Here is a 16,002-nt window from a genome sequence, read left to right as displayed (position 1 = left end):
GACTCATCGAGTCCGCAGTCGCAGGGTGAAACCGTCCATCTGATAGATGATCTTGCCGTCGACCGAGAGGATGCCGTCGGCCCGGATCAGCCGCGCCTCGTCGTCGAGGCCCGTGATCACGGCCTGGGCGGTCACCTCGCGGTTGGTGGGCAGGATCTGCCCGCGGTAGATCCAGCGGTGCTCCTGGCCCAGGGCCGGGGACTCGAACGAGGAATCGGCCCCGCCTCCCCATCGGTCCGCGGCTACGACTTTAAGGAGTTGGAGGAGGGATTCCAACCCCAATGACCCCGGCCAGACCGGGTCGCCCAGGAAGTGGGCCGCGAAGAACCAGGCGGATGGATCGACCTCCACCCGCCCCTCGATCACCCCGAGCCCGTGCGGGCCGCCGTCGCGGCTCATCGCCACCACGCGATCCACCATCCGCCAGCGCCGATCCGGGAACGGCGCCCGATCCGGCACGGCGAACGCGCGGGCCCTCGCTCGCTCGTCGGCCGTCCACGCGTGGCTCGACGCCTCGCGGACGCCGGCCTGTTCCGCCAGGGCGTCCGGGTGGAAGAACCCGAAATAGGTCGAGCCGTCGAAGACCAGCGCATCCCCTTGCCGGACCGCGAAATCGAAGTGCTGGAGGATCATCCCCGCCGATCGTGTGACCTTTGTCACGGCCACCTCGGAGCGGATCGTCCCGGACGATCGATCGAGCGCCCGGTGCTGGCGAGCGGTCCCGCCGAGGTTACGGTACTTGAGCGGCCCCGGGCTCGCCAGCGCGGAGCCCATCGCGGCCGAGGTCCAGCCGCAGGTCTGGAGCGCGGCCTCGAGCAGGACCGCGTACGGGACCTGCTCCTGCCGATCGGCGTCGAAGTACCAGGCGTCGGGCGGGATGTCGTAATCGCCCACGGCCGACGTCCCGACCGCCATCGTGAACGGCTCGCCGCGGAAGGTCACGATCCGATCCAGGAACTGGTACGGTGGCGCCGGCAGGCGGGCGATGAATCGATCCGCGTCGAACGGACGGTAGCGCTCGCCGAAGGCCGCCGACGGCTTGCCCGTGGCGAACGCGAGAATCGCCGCCTTGTCCTGGTAGGGGGCCGCCGAAGCCCGACCCTCGATGGCCGGAGCCGGGACCGACGACTGCCAGAGCCGTTCGAGTTCGTCGCGGGTCGTCCCCGTCAGCCGGAGCGTGATGTCGCTGACCTCCACGATCGGCTTGCCGTCGGCGTACATGAGCGCATCGGCGATCGCGTAGGGCTCGGGGCCGTAGCCCAGCTCCTTGACTGAAATCTCGTAGGTCACCTTGCGGGTCGATTCCACGACCTGGCCGCGGCAGCGGAGCCGGCTCGCCACCCCCGGGAGCGGCTCGTACGCCGCCCGGTCCCGCTTCCCGATCCAGCCCAGCCGCATCAGGAAGATTCGGAGCGTGTGCAGGCAGCACTCGTACATGAGCGTACCCGGCATCACCCGGTCGTCCACGAAGTGGCAGACCATGAACCAGTCGCCCGGGTGGATATCCGCCTCGCCGCGGATGATCCCCAGGCCGAACCGGCCCCCGGCGGGGTCGAGCGTCTCCACGCGATCCACGAGCGTCATCCGCCCCCCGGGAAGCGGGAGGACCTCGTCCGCCTGAATCCGGGCGAAGGACGGGCCGAACGCGGTGGCCAGGTCGCCCCGACGGAGGGCCCCGACCTGGGACTCGTCGAGTGTCGCGGGCGACAGCGGCACCAGGTCGGTCCAGTCCTCCGGACGGATCCCGGGTCTCGGCCTCGCGTCGAGCGGACGCGGGACGACCCCTTTTCCGGCCGAAAGCTCGGCCTCGGAGAAGAATCCCGCGCAGCCGTCTCGCATCGTCAGCAGGACCTGACCGTCTACCGTCCCCTCGAATTCGAACCGGAAGAGATGCGTCTCGCCCTGCCGAAAGAACCGCGTGATCCGGATGTCGTACCGGATCACGGCACCCGGCGGCGGCAGCCCGCGATGGAACGTGACCGTGGCGTCGAGCAGGCGATAGACGGCCAGGCCGCAGGTTTCGAAATCGATCCCGAGATAACCGGAGAGGAACAGGTCCGCCTGCCCCGCCTCGATGGCGATGCAGGGCGCGATCCGGCCGGCGTCGAGATACCAGCCGCCCGGCAGCACGTCGTGCTCCGTGACGACTCGCCCGGGGCTCATCGACAGCGGCTCTCCGTCGATCTCGACGATCCGGTCAACGAGCATGAGCGGCTCGTCGGGTAGCCGGACGCGGGTCGGATAGGAATCCACCCCCGCGAACTCGGGCCCGAGGACCCGGGCGATCGAGCCGACGGCGAACTCCAGGCATTGCTCGCGATCGAGCGATCGGACCGGGCCGGCCGGCACCTCCGCGTGCAACCTCTGTTCCTCGATGACGGCCACGGGCGCCCCGGTCGTCGCCAGCCCGATCAGGCGGAGCTGGTGATCGAGGGCCCCCGCCATGAGCCGCTCCCAACCCGCCGCGGTCGAGAGGTAAGTGCCATGGGCCGCGACGCGGGCCGACTCCGCCGAGACGAGGCTGGTCGACATCGGATCCGGGTGTGTGGAGTTCATCGGACTCATCATCGTCGTCGCGGGGATGGGAACCGGTCCGGTCGGCGCGACCGTCGCGGGTACGCGCGGCCGCGGAGGCCGCAGCGCGGAATAGTCCGCGTGGCGGGCCTCGATCTGGAGCGTCCGGCCCCCGGTCGCCGCCCGATCGTCCTGAGGAGGCTTGTCGTTCGACGGATCGACGGAAGGGACCGCGAGGGGAATGCCGAACTCGACCAGTCGCCCGACGATCCCGCGCACCGTCTCCGCCGGGTCCCGATCGGGCATGTAGGCGGCCATCGCGAGATGCGGCCGATCGCCCAGGATCTTGCCGATCAGCCGGGTACACGACGCGCCCGGCCCCATCTCGAGGAACACGCGGATGCCATCCGAATAGGCCCGCTCGACGACGGCCGGGAAATCGATCGTGCCGGTCGCCTGCGCGGTGATCGCGTCCGCGGCCGAGCCACGATCGGGACGGTACGAGTCGCCGAGGACACCCCGGTAGAACGTCACGCCCTCGACGGCCTTCGTCGGCAGGTCGTGGAGTGCCCGGTAATCCGACTCGACGCAGCGGCCGATCTCGCAGTGCACCGTGCTCACGATCGGCAGCGGCAGGAAGGGACAGCCGAGTGCCTCGACGACCGCGCGGACAGCCGATCCCTGGCCGCCGATGACCGACTCGTCCGCGGCGTTGCGGATCAGCAGGTAGACCCGAGATTGGCCTCCGATCGCGGCTTCCACCTCGGAACCGCCCCGCGGGACGATCCCGGCGATCCAGTCGACCGCGTCCGTCGACTCGAGCCCCCAGGTCCGGCGGGCGGCGTCGCAAGTCCCGGCCAGCTCGGTCGCGAACAGGGGAGACGACTCGAGCCGTCGTGCCATCTCGTCGCGATCGGTCCAGGCGCCCAGCGAGACGAGCGCCGTGGATTCCCCCATGCTGTAGCCGATGGCCGCGGCGGGGCGGACTCCCAGCCCCAGAAAGACCTCCGTCATCAGGCTTCCGACCGCGACCTGGCCAAGGATCGGGGCCCGATGGTCACCGCCGCCGCTCGCCGCCGCGGTTTCGTTCCACCAGACGTCCGGGCGGAACTGGTCGCGAAGCCGCCGGTTCCGACGATCGAGGGCTCGCATCGCCTCCGGCCACGCCAGGGCCGCGTCGCGACCCATGCCGGGGAAGATGTTGCCGAGCCCGGGGTACACGAAGGCGATCGGCCAGGGACCGACGACACCCTCGCCACCGACGCGTCTTGCGGACGGCTCATCCAATCCGTATCGGTCGGTATCGTGCTCGGACGACTCGAGCACGACCCGGTCCAGGCGTCCGTCGAGCGTCGCGACGGAGACCCCCGCGCGGCGCGCGCCGTCGTCTCGGTTCCGGAGCCAGTACTCGCGAGGTCCGCCGTTCGTCCCGGGCAGTATCTCCTCGTGCAGGCGAAGCGCCGCCTCGATCACGCCGGATAGGCCCTCGGCGGCCCCCAGCCAGCCGATCCCCCTCCGGGGCCCAGGCGTCAGGGTCAGCTCGGGTTCATTCTCCGTCTCGCGGCCGAGGACGGCATACACGAGATCGCCGTCGCGGCGGGCGTCGTCGAGCCGCTTCAGGACCAGGGCCGCGGCCCCTTCTCCCGGCTCGCGGATGCCGGCCAGGCTCCCGGCCGCACTCGCCGCGCGGGGATCACCCGGCAGGTCCACCGCGCCGACGACCACCGCGTCGAGCTCCCCGCGGGCCAGCCACCGCTCGGCGATCCTCAGGGCCTGGGTCCCGGAGGCCTCGTCGGCGGAGACGGAGAAGCTCGGCCCCCCGAAGCGGAACTCGCGAGCCACCCGGCTGGCCACCAGGCCGCCGAGCGATCCCATGGTTCGGTTCGCGTTGAGCGCCGGACTGACGATCTCGCGCAGCTCGTCGACCCAGGCGTCGCGCTCTGCCGGCGCGAGCCCGAGGCCGAGGGCGCGATCCCACTCCGCCACCTTCTCCGGCAGCCACCAGCGGAGTTGGTAGTCGTTCGTGTGCTGATCCAGGCCCAGCCCAATCAAGACGCCGGTCCGCGGTCCGGACTGGGGGCGCACCCGGGTCTGCTCGAGGGCGTCCGCGGCGACCTTCAACATCAGGGATTGCTGCGGGAGGATCTCCGCGAGCTCCCGCGGAGGGATTCGAAATCGGCCCAGGCCGATCGAGAAGCCTCCGAGCGGGCCCCACTCCGTGTCCTCTCCCGAATCCGCCCCGAGGAGACGCTCCCGGACGGCCGGCAGCCCGTCGGAAGTGCCGAAATGGGCCGCCATGCCCACGATCGCGACTGGGCACGCCGCGGCGTCGGATGGCCTCTCTCCTCGTTCCGCGATCGGCCCGGGCACGGCCCACTCCTCGAGGAGGAGATGGGCATTGGTCCCGCCGAAGCCGAAGCCGCTGATCGCGGCACGACGGGGGATCGACGGTCCGCGCCGGGCCCACGGCTCCGACGACCTCAGGACCCGGAACGGGCTTTCCTCTAGGTTGTGCCTCGGGTTGGGAACCGACTGGTTCGCGGTCGGCGGTAGCACACCGTGCTTCAACGCCAGCAGTAACTTGATCAGACCCGCCGCGCCGGCCGCGGTCAGCATGTGGCCCACGTTCGACTTCACGGATCCGAGCACGCACCGACGCGAGCCGGGCGTCCGGTCCTCCCAGAGCGCTCGCAGGCTCTGGACCTCCACCGCGTCGCCCACGGGGGTTCCCGTCGCGTGACACTCGATCAGGTCGACGTCGGCGGGCGACCAGCCGGCCCGGTCGTAGGCCGATCGCATCGCGCGAAGCTGACCTTCGCTGCTCGGCGCCAGCAGGTCGCCGTGGACGTCGTTCGAGAGCCCGACGCCGCGGATCACGGCGTGGATCGTATCCCGGTCGCGGACGGCGTCCGCCAGCCGCTTGAGGACGAAGACGCCGACCCCCTCGCCGACAACCAGCCCGTCCCCCGCGGCGTCGAACGGGGCCGACTTGCCGCGCGAGGAAAGCGCCTTGAGCTGGGAGAAACCCATTTGCGTGTAGAGCGGGTCGGGCCGCGACACGCCCCCGGTGATCATCGCGTCGGCGTGCCCCGAAGCCAGGGCATCGGCCGCGAGCTTGATCGCGAACAGGGACGACGCACAGGCCGCGTCGAGCGTGTACGCCTCGCCGCCAAGTCCCAGCCCTCGCGCCAGCCAGGTTGCGGGTGCGGCGGCGGGGAACGCATTTCGAGGATCCGGGACCGCCTTCAACCGCGAGCCGCGATTCGTTTCAAGGCCGATGGCACGGTCGAGCTCCCCGCCGAGCACCTCGCGCGAGTAGGCCGAGGATCCCTCGGTGGGCAGGACGATGTGGCCGAGGATCACGCCGACGCGGCTTCGATCCAGGTCCTCGGTCCGCGCGGATCGCCATGCATCGCGGCCGGCTATCAGGGCCAGGCGAAGCCCCGGATCGAGCCGGTCGACGACACCGACATCGAGATCGAGCCCCTCGAGCGTACCCTCCACGGGCGGGACGAACCCTCCACGGGTGGAGTACACGCGATCCGGCCGGGCGATCCTGGGGTCGAAGACGTCGGCCGGGGGGGCCAACCAGCGCCCGGCCGGGACGTCCGACGTGGCGTCGACCCCAGCCTCGACCCGCCTCCAGAAGTCGTCGAGTGAGCCGCCGCCCGGGAGGAAGCCGGCGTAGGCGACGATGGCGATGGCCGTATCCGGGCCGCGTCTGACGTCGGCGGGGTCGGCAGGGCCTTGCGGGGGGGCGTTCAACTCGACGCCACCTCGAGCTGGGGGAGTCGATTGCGGCGGAAAGCCTGGTTCAGGGACGGGTCGACCACGCATTCGTAGCCGTCGATCCGTGCCACCAGTCGGCCGTCGTCGTCCAGGAACTCGATGTCCGCGACCGCCCGGTGGCTGCCGGCCTCGCGGACGATGGCCAGCACGCGGACCCCCTCCGCCGGGAAGCTCCGCCGGTACTGGCGATAGGAGCCGATGCCCGTCGGCAGAGAGTTGGCGCCCAGATGCTGACGCGTCCAGAGCACGACGACCTGGAACGCGGCATCGATCGCCAGGGGGTCGGTCAGCCAGGACTGGCGGAAGGGGCGCTCCATCCAGGCCGCCGGGACGGGCGCGGTCGCCACCCGGGCGGCCACGGCCCGGTCGCCTCCCCCTTCCAGATTCTCGATCGCCTGCATCGCCGGCCCGTGGAAGAGGAGCTTGTGGTAGACCTCATCCCGCCTGATTTCGAGCGGCCGGAGGGCCGGTTCCGCCAGTCGGCGTTCCCCCGACGGCTGGGCGTCGGCCAGCAGGACGGTCGCCCTCGCGTGGATCACCGGCCGCCCGCCCTCGAGCGAGCCGTGCACCTCGACGGGGACCGCCAGCAGCTCCCCATGCCTCTGCTTCTTCCCGACGCGGATCGAGAGGCCGGCCGTCCCGCGGTCCGGCAGGACGATCCCCTTGAACAGCTTGAGATGATCCACGCCCGCGACCGCGAGGCCGGGGTTGCGATGCAGGGCCCCTTCCGCCAGCCACTCGAGGATCAGGGCCATGGGCAGCACGGCATGGCCGTCGATGACGTGCGAACGGATGACGGGGAGCGATCGGACATCGATCTTCCGCTCGAAGACGACGTCGAGCTTGGCCTCGCCGTTGGATCTCCCGTTGCCGGCGGCGTGGGCCGCCGGTTGGCCGTGGCCGTGCTCGAGGGAATGACCGTTGGACTTGCCGTTCTGCCCCGTCCGGGTCGGCGCGGGTTGCCCCGTCGCCGCCAAGGGCCTGGCAAGGACCACGACTTCCGTCCAGGCTCGCCGGGCCGACTGGATCTCCTCGGCGAAGAGCCTCGCGCCGGCCCGGAGCGGGATCAGGCCCAGCCCTTCCTTCTCGAAGAGCGCCCGGAGCGAGTCGTCCACCATGCCTCCGGCCCAGGGCCCCCAGTTGAATGAAACGACGCGGCAGTCCTGGAAGTCCCGCGACGCGCGATGGCACCACTTGTTGAGCCACTCGTTGGACGCCGAATAGGCCACCTGCCCGAGCCTGCCGAACCGCGCCGTGGACGACGAGAAGACGGCGAGCAGCCGCAGCGCGGCGAGGTCCACGGCCTCCGTGAGCGCCATCAGCCCGCCGACCTTGGTGTCGAAGACGGCATCGAACTGGGCCTGGGTCTGGTCCTCGATCCGCCGATCCGCCAGCACACCCGCCCCGTGGATGAGCCCGCGGACCGGGCCGTGCGTGGCCTGAACCTGGGCGAGGACCCGCGCCACCGCGCCGCGATCTCGGACATCGACCCGGTGATACTCTACCTCGGATCCGGCGGCCCGGATCCTCGCCAGGGTCGCGGTCACCTCGCGATGGGCCAGGACCTTGCGGGCCGCGTCCGCGAGCTCCTGCGGCGAAAGGCTGGCTCCGGCATTCGACCGGATGGCCCGGCGGATGTCCGCCTCGGAGTGGGCGGCCGCCAGCCATGCCGGCTCCGTCTCCCTCTCCGGCTCGGCCGTCCGACCCAGGAGCACAATCCGGGGCTGCAGCGCCGTCGCAAGCTCCACGGCGATCTCCGCCGTGATGCCTCTCGCGCCGCCGCTGATCACCACGACGTCGCCGGGCCGGATCCCCGGCTCGCCGGCTCGACGCGAGGACGACGGGAGCGGCTGCATCTCCACGGTGGCCGTATGGCCGTCGGCCAGCCCCACCTCGATCGGTCCACGTCGGAGGACCTCCTCCGCCAGCCGATCCGCCAGCAGATCGAGCGGCGGCCGTCCCGTCCCGACGTCGATCGCCTTGCACGCGACCTCCGGCCATTCGGCCTGGGCCGTCTTGACCAGGCCGGCGAGCGCCCCCGAGCCCGGATCCTCCATCGGCTGCCGGAGGCTGAACCCCATCTCGCCGTCGAGCCGCGACACCGTGACGAGCACGGCCCCTCCGCGGGCGGCCGAGGCCCGAAGTCCCGGACCGCATCGCTTCAAGAGCTCGAAAGCACCCTTGAGCACGGCGGCATCGGTCCCGGAGGCCCTGGCCACGACGACGAGCCCGGCGAGGCGGTCGACGACCGCCGGCAGGTCGGCCGTGTCGGGACCGATGAGCCTGGCCGCAAGTCCCCGCCGGCAGAGGGCATCGACGACCGCGGCGCCCAGCGGTGATCCATCCTCGGTCACCCAGAATTCGCCCTGAACATCGAGGGGAGTCGTTTCCCGAGCGGTCCTCTCGTCGAGCGGGACCGAACGGGGAATCAGTTGCTCGAGAACCGGGTCCGGGACGTTCGCCGCGTCGCTGGCCATCCCGTGACGAGCGGCCTCCGGCAACGTGGCCTCCGGCAACGCGGCCGCGGTCGGCGCCGGCTCCGGCATTTTTGCCCGCTTCGAATCGCTCGCCAGGAAGTCGGCGATCTGGGCGAGGGTGCGGAGCTCGCCGAGGTGCTCGGGGCCGACGGCGGGCGAGCCCGGTAGCCGATCCTGGATGGCCGAGAGGATCTCGACCCGCTTGATCGAGTCGATGCCGAGGTCGGCGTCGAGCTGCATGCCCAGCTCGAGCATCTCGGCGGGATATCCGGTCTTCTCGGAGACCACCTCGAGCAGGACCGCGGCGACGTCCACCGAGGGGGCCGCCTCCGGCGCGGTCGCGGCGGGCGTGCTCGCGACGCCCTGGCGCAGGAAGTCGGCGATCTGGGCGAGGGTGCGGAGCTCGCCGAGGTGCTCTGGGCCGACGGCGGGCGAGCCCGGTAGCCGGTCCTGGATGGCCGAGAGGATCTCGACCCGCTTGATCGAGTCGATGCCGAGGTCGGCGTCGAGCTGCATGCCCAGCTCGAGCATCTCGGCGGGATATCCGGTCTTCTCGGAGACCACCTCGAGCAGGACCGCGGCGACGTCCACCGCGGGAATGGACGGTTCAGCGCGGGGGGGCGACGCGGGAGGCCTCTCCACCAGGCCGCTCATCTTGCCGTTGGCCCCATGGCCGTTCGTCGAGGCCGGCGCCGAGACCAACGAGACGGGCTCGTAAGCGGGAGCCGGATCAACCGGGACCGAAATCGGGTAAGGCATCGAGGGGAGGGTGGTAGCGGGGGCCGCAGCCGGGGGGGCCGCCGCGCCAACCGCCGCCAGGGTCAGCCGCTGCTGGTGCTCGAAGAGGGCCTGGAAGGATCGCTGCGATTCGACCTGGCCTTCCAGGAACTTGCGGTGCAGGTCCGCCGTCTGCTCGGCCAGTCGCTGGAGTCCGATCAGGCTCTCCTGAGCCTGCTGGAGGGCGCCGGCAAGAGCCGACCCGACGGCCTGCGTCGCGGCCGCGACCGGTGCGTGCGAGCCCTTCGAAACCGACGGCAGCGGTCTCGAAGTCGGGGCGGGTCGGGTGGCAGGGGGGGCGTGGCCGTTTGTCCCGGGGGCATGACTTGGTATCGCGGATGGCATGATCGGCTCGGGGGCTGTTGCCGCCGGGATGGGCTTCGGTTGCACACGCGGTGCGGACATCGGCGTTGGCGGGGGTGGAGGGGGGGTGGCGGGCATCGGGTTCGCGCCGCAGACCTTCACGGTCGGTCCCTTGCGAGCGGCCGGGGCCGGGGAGGGCTTCCCGCCGGCCGCGTCGTCCCACCGGTCGAGCGCCAGAGGATAGCCGATCGCCGCCAGGTTTGCGAGCGCCGCCGCCAGGTCGATGAGATTGCCGTGCGGCCCTTCGCCGCGAGAGCGGTCGATCGCGATGGCGGCGTGATCGGCGTCCTCGAGGATCGAGCGGACGAGTCCGCTCAGCTTCCCGTCGGGGCCGACCTCGAGGAACGTCCGCGCCCCGGCCTGATACATGGCCTCGATCTGGGCGACGAACTCGACCGGCTGGGCGAGCTGGCCGGCGAGCAGCTCTCGGGCCTCGTCGGGGTCGTCGGGGTAGGCCGATCCGGTCGCGTTGGCGAAGACGGGGATCGACCCCGCGGCGAGCTCGACGGCCCGCAACTCGTCGCGGAAGGCGTCCTCGGCGCCCGCCACGAGCCGGCTGTGGAAGGCCGCCGACACCGCCAGCCGCCGGGCCGTCAGCCTGGCCTCCTCGCAAAGATCCGCCGCGCGATCGACCTCGGACCTCGGGCCGGAGAGGACGCACTGCCTCGGGGCGTTGCGATTGGCGATGACCAGGTCCAGGCCGTGCCGGCGGATCAAGCCGGCCACGTCGTCCGCGGGGGCGAGCACCGCCAGCATCGAGCCGGGCTCGTCACCGTTGGCGCAATCGGCCATGAGGGCGCCCCGCCGCCTCGAGAGTTGGGCCAGGGTCCGCTCGTCGATCCGGCCGGCGGCGTGCAGGGCCGTCAGCTCGCCGAAGCTGTGGCCAGCCGCGAATCCGGCCTGGAGCCCGAAATCGCGCAGGATCCGGAGGAGCCCGGCGGAGACCGCACCGATCGCCGGCTGGGCCGCCCGGGTATCCCGGAGCGCCTCGTGCTGGGCGCGACGCACCTCGTCCCGGAATGCAGCGGGGGGATAGATCGTGTCGCCGAGTCGGGGCTCGCCCTCGCCGGCCAGGCTCTCCCAGAGCGAGAGAGCCGCTTGCATCCGCGGGAACCGGCAGGCGAGCTCCCGGAACATCCCGAGATATTGCGAGCCCTGGCCGGGGAAGACCAGCGCCAGCGGCCCGGGCGCCGGCCCGCGGCCGACGAAGACCTCGCGCGACGGCCCGCCGGCGGACGTCGGCGTGTCGCCGAGTCGGGCCGAGGCCATCTCGATCAACCGGGCGGGGGCCGTCCCGCCGCGGCTCGCCACCATCAAGACGCGGAGCGGGCGCCCCGGCCGGAAGGCCGCGCGGGAGCGGGCGCCTTCGGCCCGCACCTCGGACCAGGCGACCTCGCCGGTCCATTTCGGCAGCCCGGCCGACAGGGACGTCGGATCGTCGGCGGTGTAGGCCAGGATCTGGACGTCTCCGCACCAGTCAATGCCCGTCGGCGTCGGCGCATGCTCCTCCAGGACGCAGTGATAATTGCTGCCGCCGAACCCGAAGGCGCTCACCGCCGCCCGCCGCGGCGCTCCCCCCGGCGGAACGAGCCACGGGCGGGGCTCGGAATTGACGTAGAACGGCGAGGCCCCCGAGGCCAGCGGGCCGATCGGCTCCTTCACCTTGATCGTCGGCGGCAGCACCCTCCGATGGAGCGCCATCGCCGCCTTGATCAGCCCGGCCGCCCCGGCGGCGGCCTTGGTGTGGCCGAGCTGGGACTTCACCGAGCCCAGGGCACACCAGCCCGCCACGTCGCGGGCCCCCCGATAGACCCCCTCCAGGGCCTCCAGCTCGATCGCGTCCCCGACCTTGGTCCCGGTCCCGTGGGCCTCGACCAGCTCGATCGAGGCGGGCGTGATCCCGGCCCGCTCGTAGGCCTGCCGCAGCGCCTTCGCCTGGCCGGCGGCGCTGGGCGCGTAGACCGCCTGCCCCTTGCCGTCGCTCGACGTACCCATCGACCGGATCACCGCGTAGATCCGGTCGCCGTCCCGCTCCGCATCCGCCAGCCGCTTCAGCACCAGGACCCCCAGGCCCTCCCCCAGGATCGTCCCGTCGGACGACGCGTCGAAGGGCCGCGCGTCGCCCGTCGGCGACAGGGCCGGGGTCTTGCTGAAGCACATATACATGAAAATGTCATTGAACGTATCGAGCCCGCCGGAGAGGGCGACGTCGCAGCGGCCGGCGGCCAGCTCCAGGAGCGCGAGGTTCACCGCGCCCAGCGAGCTGGCGCAGGCGGCATCGACGACGCAATTGGTGCCGCCCAGGTCCAGCTTGTTGGCTATCCGGCCGGCCGCCACGTTGCCGAGGAGCCCCGGGAACGAGTTCTCCTGCCAGGCGGGATAGGATCCCGAGATCCGCCGGACGACGTCCTCGGCGGTCGCGCCATCGACGCCCGCCTCTCGGAGGGCCCGCCGCCAGATCGGGTGCCCGAGCCGGGCCCCCAGCGGGATCACGAGCTCGAGCGTCCCCGTCACGCCCAGGATCACGCTCACGCGGTCGCGGTCGAAGGTTCGCCCGGCGCCGTACCCGGCGTCCTCGAGTGCCGCGCGGGCCACCATCAGGCCCAGGAGCTGGGTCGTGTCGGTCGCCTCGAGCGCGTGCGGGTTCATGCCGAAGTCGAGGAGCGGGAAGTCGACCGGCGTCAGGAAGCCGCCCCGGCGGGCGTAGGTCCGGTCGGCCGCCTTCGGGTCCTCGTCCCAGTAGTCCGCCGGCCGCCAGTGCGAGGACGGCACATCCGTGATGGCATCCAGGCCGGCGAGGATATTGGACCAGTAGCGCCCGAGGTCCTCGGCCATGGGGAACTGGCAGCCCATTCCGATGATGGCCACCGGAACCGGTTGCGGGGATTCGGCCTGAGTCAATTCACTTACCCTTTCCAACGGCGCGGGCGAGCAAATGCGGGCGGAGCCAGGTAGCGTCGGCGATCCGCGGAAGAACCCCCATGGTAAGCGGTTCGGCCCCGCTACTCAATGTCACCGCGGTCCCGAGGGGCAAGCCTCGGCACTCCGGCCGGCAGGCGGACCCCCTGCGACTCGAGCATCCGCGAGCGGGCCAGGACGGCCGCGCCGTGGAGGATATTCAACGCCACGGTCACCGCACGGCGATTCTCGGGGGCCTCGAGGAAGGTCCCGCGCACCCAGTCGTTGAAGGCCGCCATGGCGGGCCCGCACCAGACCTGGTAGTCCACGACGCGGGATGGCTCGCCGACGTTCGCCCACCGGGAGGACTGGCCGAGATACCACCGGAAGACCAGCGCCATCCGGTGCTTCGGCTCGCGCTCGCCGCGTTCCGCCTGGGCCGGGTCGCGACGGCGGAAGAACTCCCGGGTCTGGTCCCAGATCTCGTCGAGGGGGAGCCGGAAGATCGTCTTCTCCAGGTTCGCCCGCTCGGCGGCGGGGATCTCGTCGAGGCTGCCGTGGTTCCGATAGACCTCGTAGAGCTTGGCCGCCCGCATGGCGAACATGGTCCCACGCTTGAGGACCTGGACCTTCACCCCCATCTCGAACATGTCCGCCGCGGGGGCCATGGCGATGTCGGCCTGCTGGGCGTCCGCCAGCATCTTGCGCACGGCGTCCGAGGTCCCCGCCTCCTGGCAGGCCTGGTTCACCGAGCCGGTCACGAGGTAAGACGCCCCCATCGCCAGCGCCGCCGCCGCGGACCAGGGGGTGGAAATACCCCCGGCGGCGCCCACGCGAGGCGTCCGGTCATAACCGTGCTCCCGGGCGATCCGGTCCCGGAGCGCGAGCATCGTCGGGATCAGGACGATCGCCGGGCGATTGTCGGTGTGACCACCCGAATCGGCCTCGGCGGTCAGGTCGTCCGCGAGCGGGATCCGGGACGCCAGGATCGCCTGCTCGTGGGTGATCTCTGCCCGGTTCACCAGCTCGCCGAGCATCCGCTCGGGGGGCGGGGACAGGAACCTCGTGGCGACCTCGACCCGGGAGACCTTGGCGATGATCCGGTTGGGCGTGACGATCCGCCCGGAAGCGGGGTCGACATGAATCCCCGCGACCCGGTAGCGGACGACCGGCAGCGTCAGCCCCAGGAACGCCGAGGCTTCCACCAGGCGGATACCCCGCCGCAGGTAGAGGTCGACGATCGCCTCCTCCAGGGCGGGTTCGTGCGGGCTGTGGATCAGGTTGACGCCGAAAGGGAGCGTGCCCGCCAGGCTGCCGACCAGCCGATCGATGGCCGCGTCGACATTCTCGATGGTCAGCCCGGCCGCCCCGAAGATCCCGAGCATCCCCCCGCGGGCCATGGCCTCGACCAGCTCGACCGAGGCGATGCCGTTGGCCATCGCGCCGGCCATGCAGGCGTAGCGGGTGCCGTGGGCTTCCCGAAACGTCGGATCCCCCAAGCCCTCCAGCGGCATGGCGGGGACGAACGCCCGGACCCGCCCCCGGTCCGGTCCGATGTCGGTCGGGTCGAAGGGCGTACCGGACCGAACACAATCCGGGCCGGCTTCCTGGCCCTCCTTCGGCTCGAGGACCAGGAAAGGCTCCGCGACCGCGTCGAGCGCGTGCTCGATCGCGTCGCGGGAGCCGTCGTCAGACGACCACTTCACGACGAAACTCCATACCAGGGCAGATCCTCCGCCCGCCATCGTTCGGGCGCAAGGATGCCAGATATACCAGGCGAGGCGTCCGGCCGACAGGGGCATGTCTCGCCCGAGCGGATCCCGAGGCACCGGCCGGTCGTCGTGATCTCCGAGGCCACGGCCGTCGAGCCCGCTCCGGACGCCCCGCCGGATGAGGCTCAGCCAGGGGCTCGCCTGAGGGTCTTCGCCGTGATCAGGTGCATCCAGATGGTTGGCTGGACGTTGAGCGCGAACTGCTCGATGAACGGGTTCTGGGTCGTGGCGATGACCTGTGCGGTGAGCTTCAGGGCGCCGGTATGCCCCATGATCATCTGGCTCAGATAGGTCCGATCGTAGACCGCGGTGTTTCTCGGCCGGACCTTGTGCAGAGCTGTGACGATCGTCTGCGCCATCGGTGCAAGGGCCGATGGGATCGAGGCCGGCAGATAGGTGCCGGTGCTGGCGGCGTAGGCCCCGAGGGCGAGTGCACCCTGCTCGTGGTCGCCGATGAGCTTCGCGGAATAGAGCGCGATGGGGACGCTCCTCGTGGTCAGCAGCGTGATCTGTCCGAGGAACCGCTCCATGACGTTGATCCCGTAATAGGTCGCAACCGTCTGGAGGTCGTTGTCACCAAGAGTCGTGCTGCTGGGAGTGGTCGCCACCGGCGCAAGGGTCCCGGTTCCCATGGCGGCGGAGACGTCGGACTGGATCGTCGGCAGGAGGCCCGTGGCAAAGCTGCGGATCGATGCGTCCTGGGCGCTCGTCGACAGGGCGGAAACCTGGTTGAGCAGGTTCGTCTCGGCCTGGACAATCAGGGTCGAGAACGTCTGATCCACGTTCTTCGAGCGAACGCCTGCGATCATCTGCTGGGCGATCACCTGACTCGAGCCCGCGACGTTCCCGGGCAGCGCCACCGCGTGGCCACCCGCGAAGCCATTGAGAGCCAGGTCGATGTCGCGGGCGTCGTTCAGGAGCGAGAGCGCGAGCGACTGGGTGGTTGGGTTGGAGCCCGAGAGAGCCTCGAACTGGCTCAGGAAGACGACCAGATTGTTTTCGCTGGCGACCGCCTGCAAGGCCGTGACGTCGGAGTTGCCGGGGGCGGTCGGGACGTTCACGAGCGAGCCCCCCGTGGACGCGGCCGCGACTGCGCCCACACCCATGGTCCTCATCTGGGCCGCCGGGGCCGCGGCACGCGCCATGCGGGACATGGCGAGGTGGGCGGAGACGGCCGTGACGTGGTGTCCCGTCGCTCCCGAGAGGAGCGCCCTTGTCTCGAGCTGATCGCATTCCAGTCGACGCTTGCGTGAGCGATTCAGAATCATCGGTGGCAAACTCCTGCGCAGCCTGACTCTTCGGTGAGTTGAGAGGCGGCCCAGGACAACACGCCCGCGCCGACCCAACTGGGGTTGGAGCCGGGCGGATTCCAGGTGGATCGTTCGAGGCCCCTCCGCCCTTGGTGGGTAATC

4 protein-coding genes are annotated in these 16,002 nt (G+C 71.1%); all 4 read right to left on the bottom strand.

Annotated features, from left to right (window positions below):
* Nucleotides 1–3: 3 nt before the first annotated feature.
* The 4 genes from G6O54_RS23925 to G6O54_RS23910 all read right to left on the bottom strand — a co-directional run bounded on the left by G6O54_RS23925 (nt 4) and on the right by G6O54_RS23910 (nt 15,858).
* Nucleotides 4–6,279 (bottom strand): beta-ketoacyl synthase N-terminal-like domain-containing protein, encoded by a 6,276-nt coding sequence (locus G6O54_RS23925; protein WP_165228826.1) that lies wholly within the window; start codon nt 6,277–6,279, stop codon nt 4–6.
* Complete coding sequence (locus tag G6O54_RS23920) at nt 6,276–12,788, bottom strand: type I polyketide synthase (RefSeq protein ID WP_205679016.1); 6,513 nt, start codon at nt 12,786–12,788, stop codon at nt 6,276–6,278. The genes G6O54_RS23925 and G6O54_RS23920 overlap by 4 nt, the downstream gene beginning before the upstream one ends.
* A 134-nt stretch (nt 12,789–12,922) precedes the next feature.
* The gene (locus tag G6O54_RS23915) at nt 12,923–14,563 is read right to left on the bottom strand and encodes a PfaD family polyunsaturated fatty acid/polyketide biosynthesis protein (protein WP_165228896.1); all 1,641 of its coding nucleotides are present in this window, start codon (nt 14,561–14,563) and stop codon (nt 12,923–12,925) included.
* Nucleotides 14,564–14,715: 152 nt separating this feature from the next.
* On the bottom strand, nt 14,716–15,858 hold the full coding sequence (locus G6O54_RS23910; protein ID WP_165228824.1) for a DUF4142 domain-containing protein: 1,143 nt from the start codon (nt 15,856–15,858) through the stop codon (nt 14,716–14,718).
* Nucleotides 15,859–16,002: the final 144 nt, after the last annotated feature.

This window comes from Aquisphaera insulae (genome assembly GCF_011064615.1).
GTDB classification, from domain to species: Bacteria; Planctomycetota; Planctomycetia; order Isosphaerales; family Isosphaeraceae; genus Aquisphaera; species Aquisphaera insulae.
Note: the sequence above shows the minus strand (reverse complement) of the source record. Positions and strands in the feature narration are given on the sequence as shown.

Coding starts and splice junctions, on each gene's coding strand:
- G6O54_RS23915 (WP_165228896.1), bottom strand. CDS start 14,563: ATGGCGGGCGGAGGATCTGCCCTGGTATGGAGTTTCGTCGTGAAGTGG.
- G6O54_RS23910 (WP_165228824.1), bottom strand. CDS start 15,858: ATGATTCTGAATCGCTCACGCAAGCGTCGACTGGAATGCGATCAGCTC.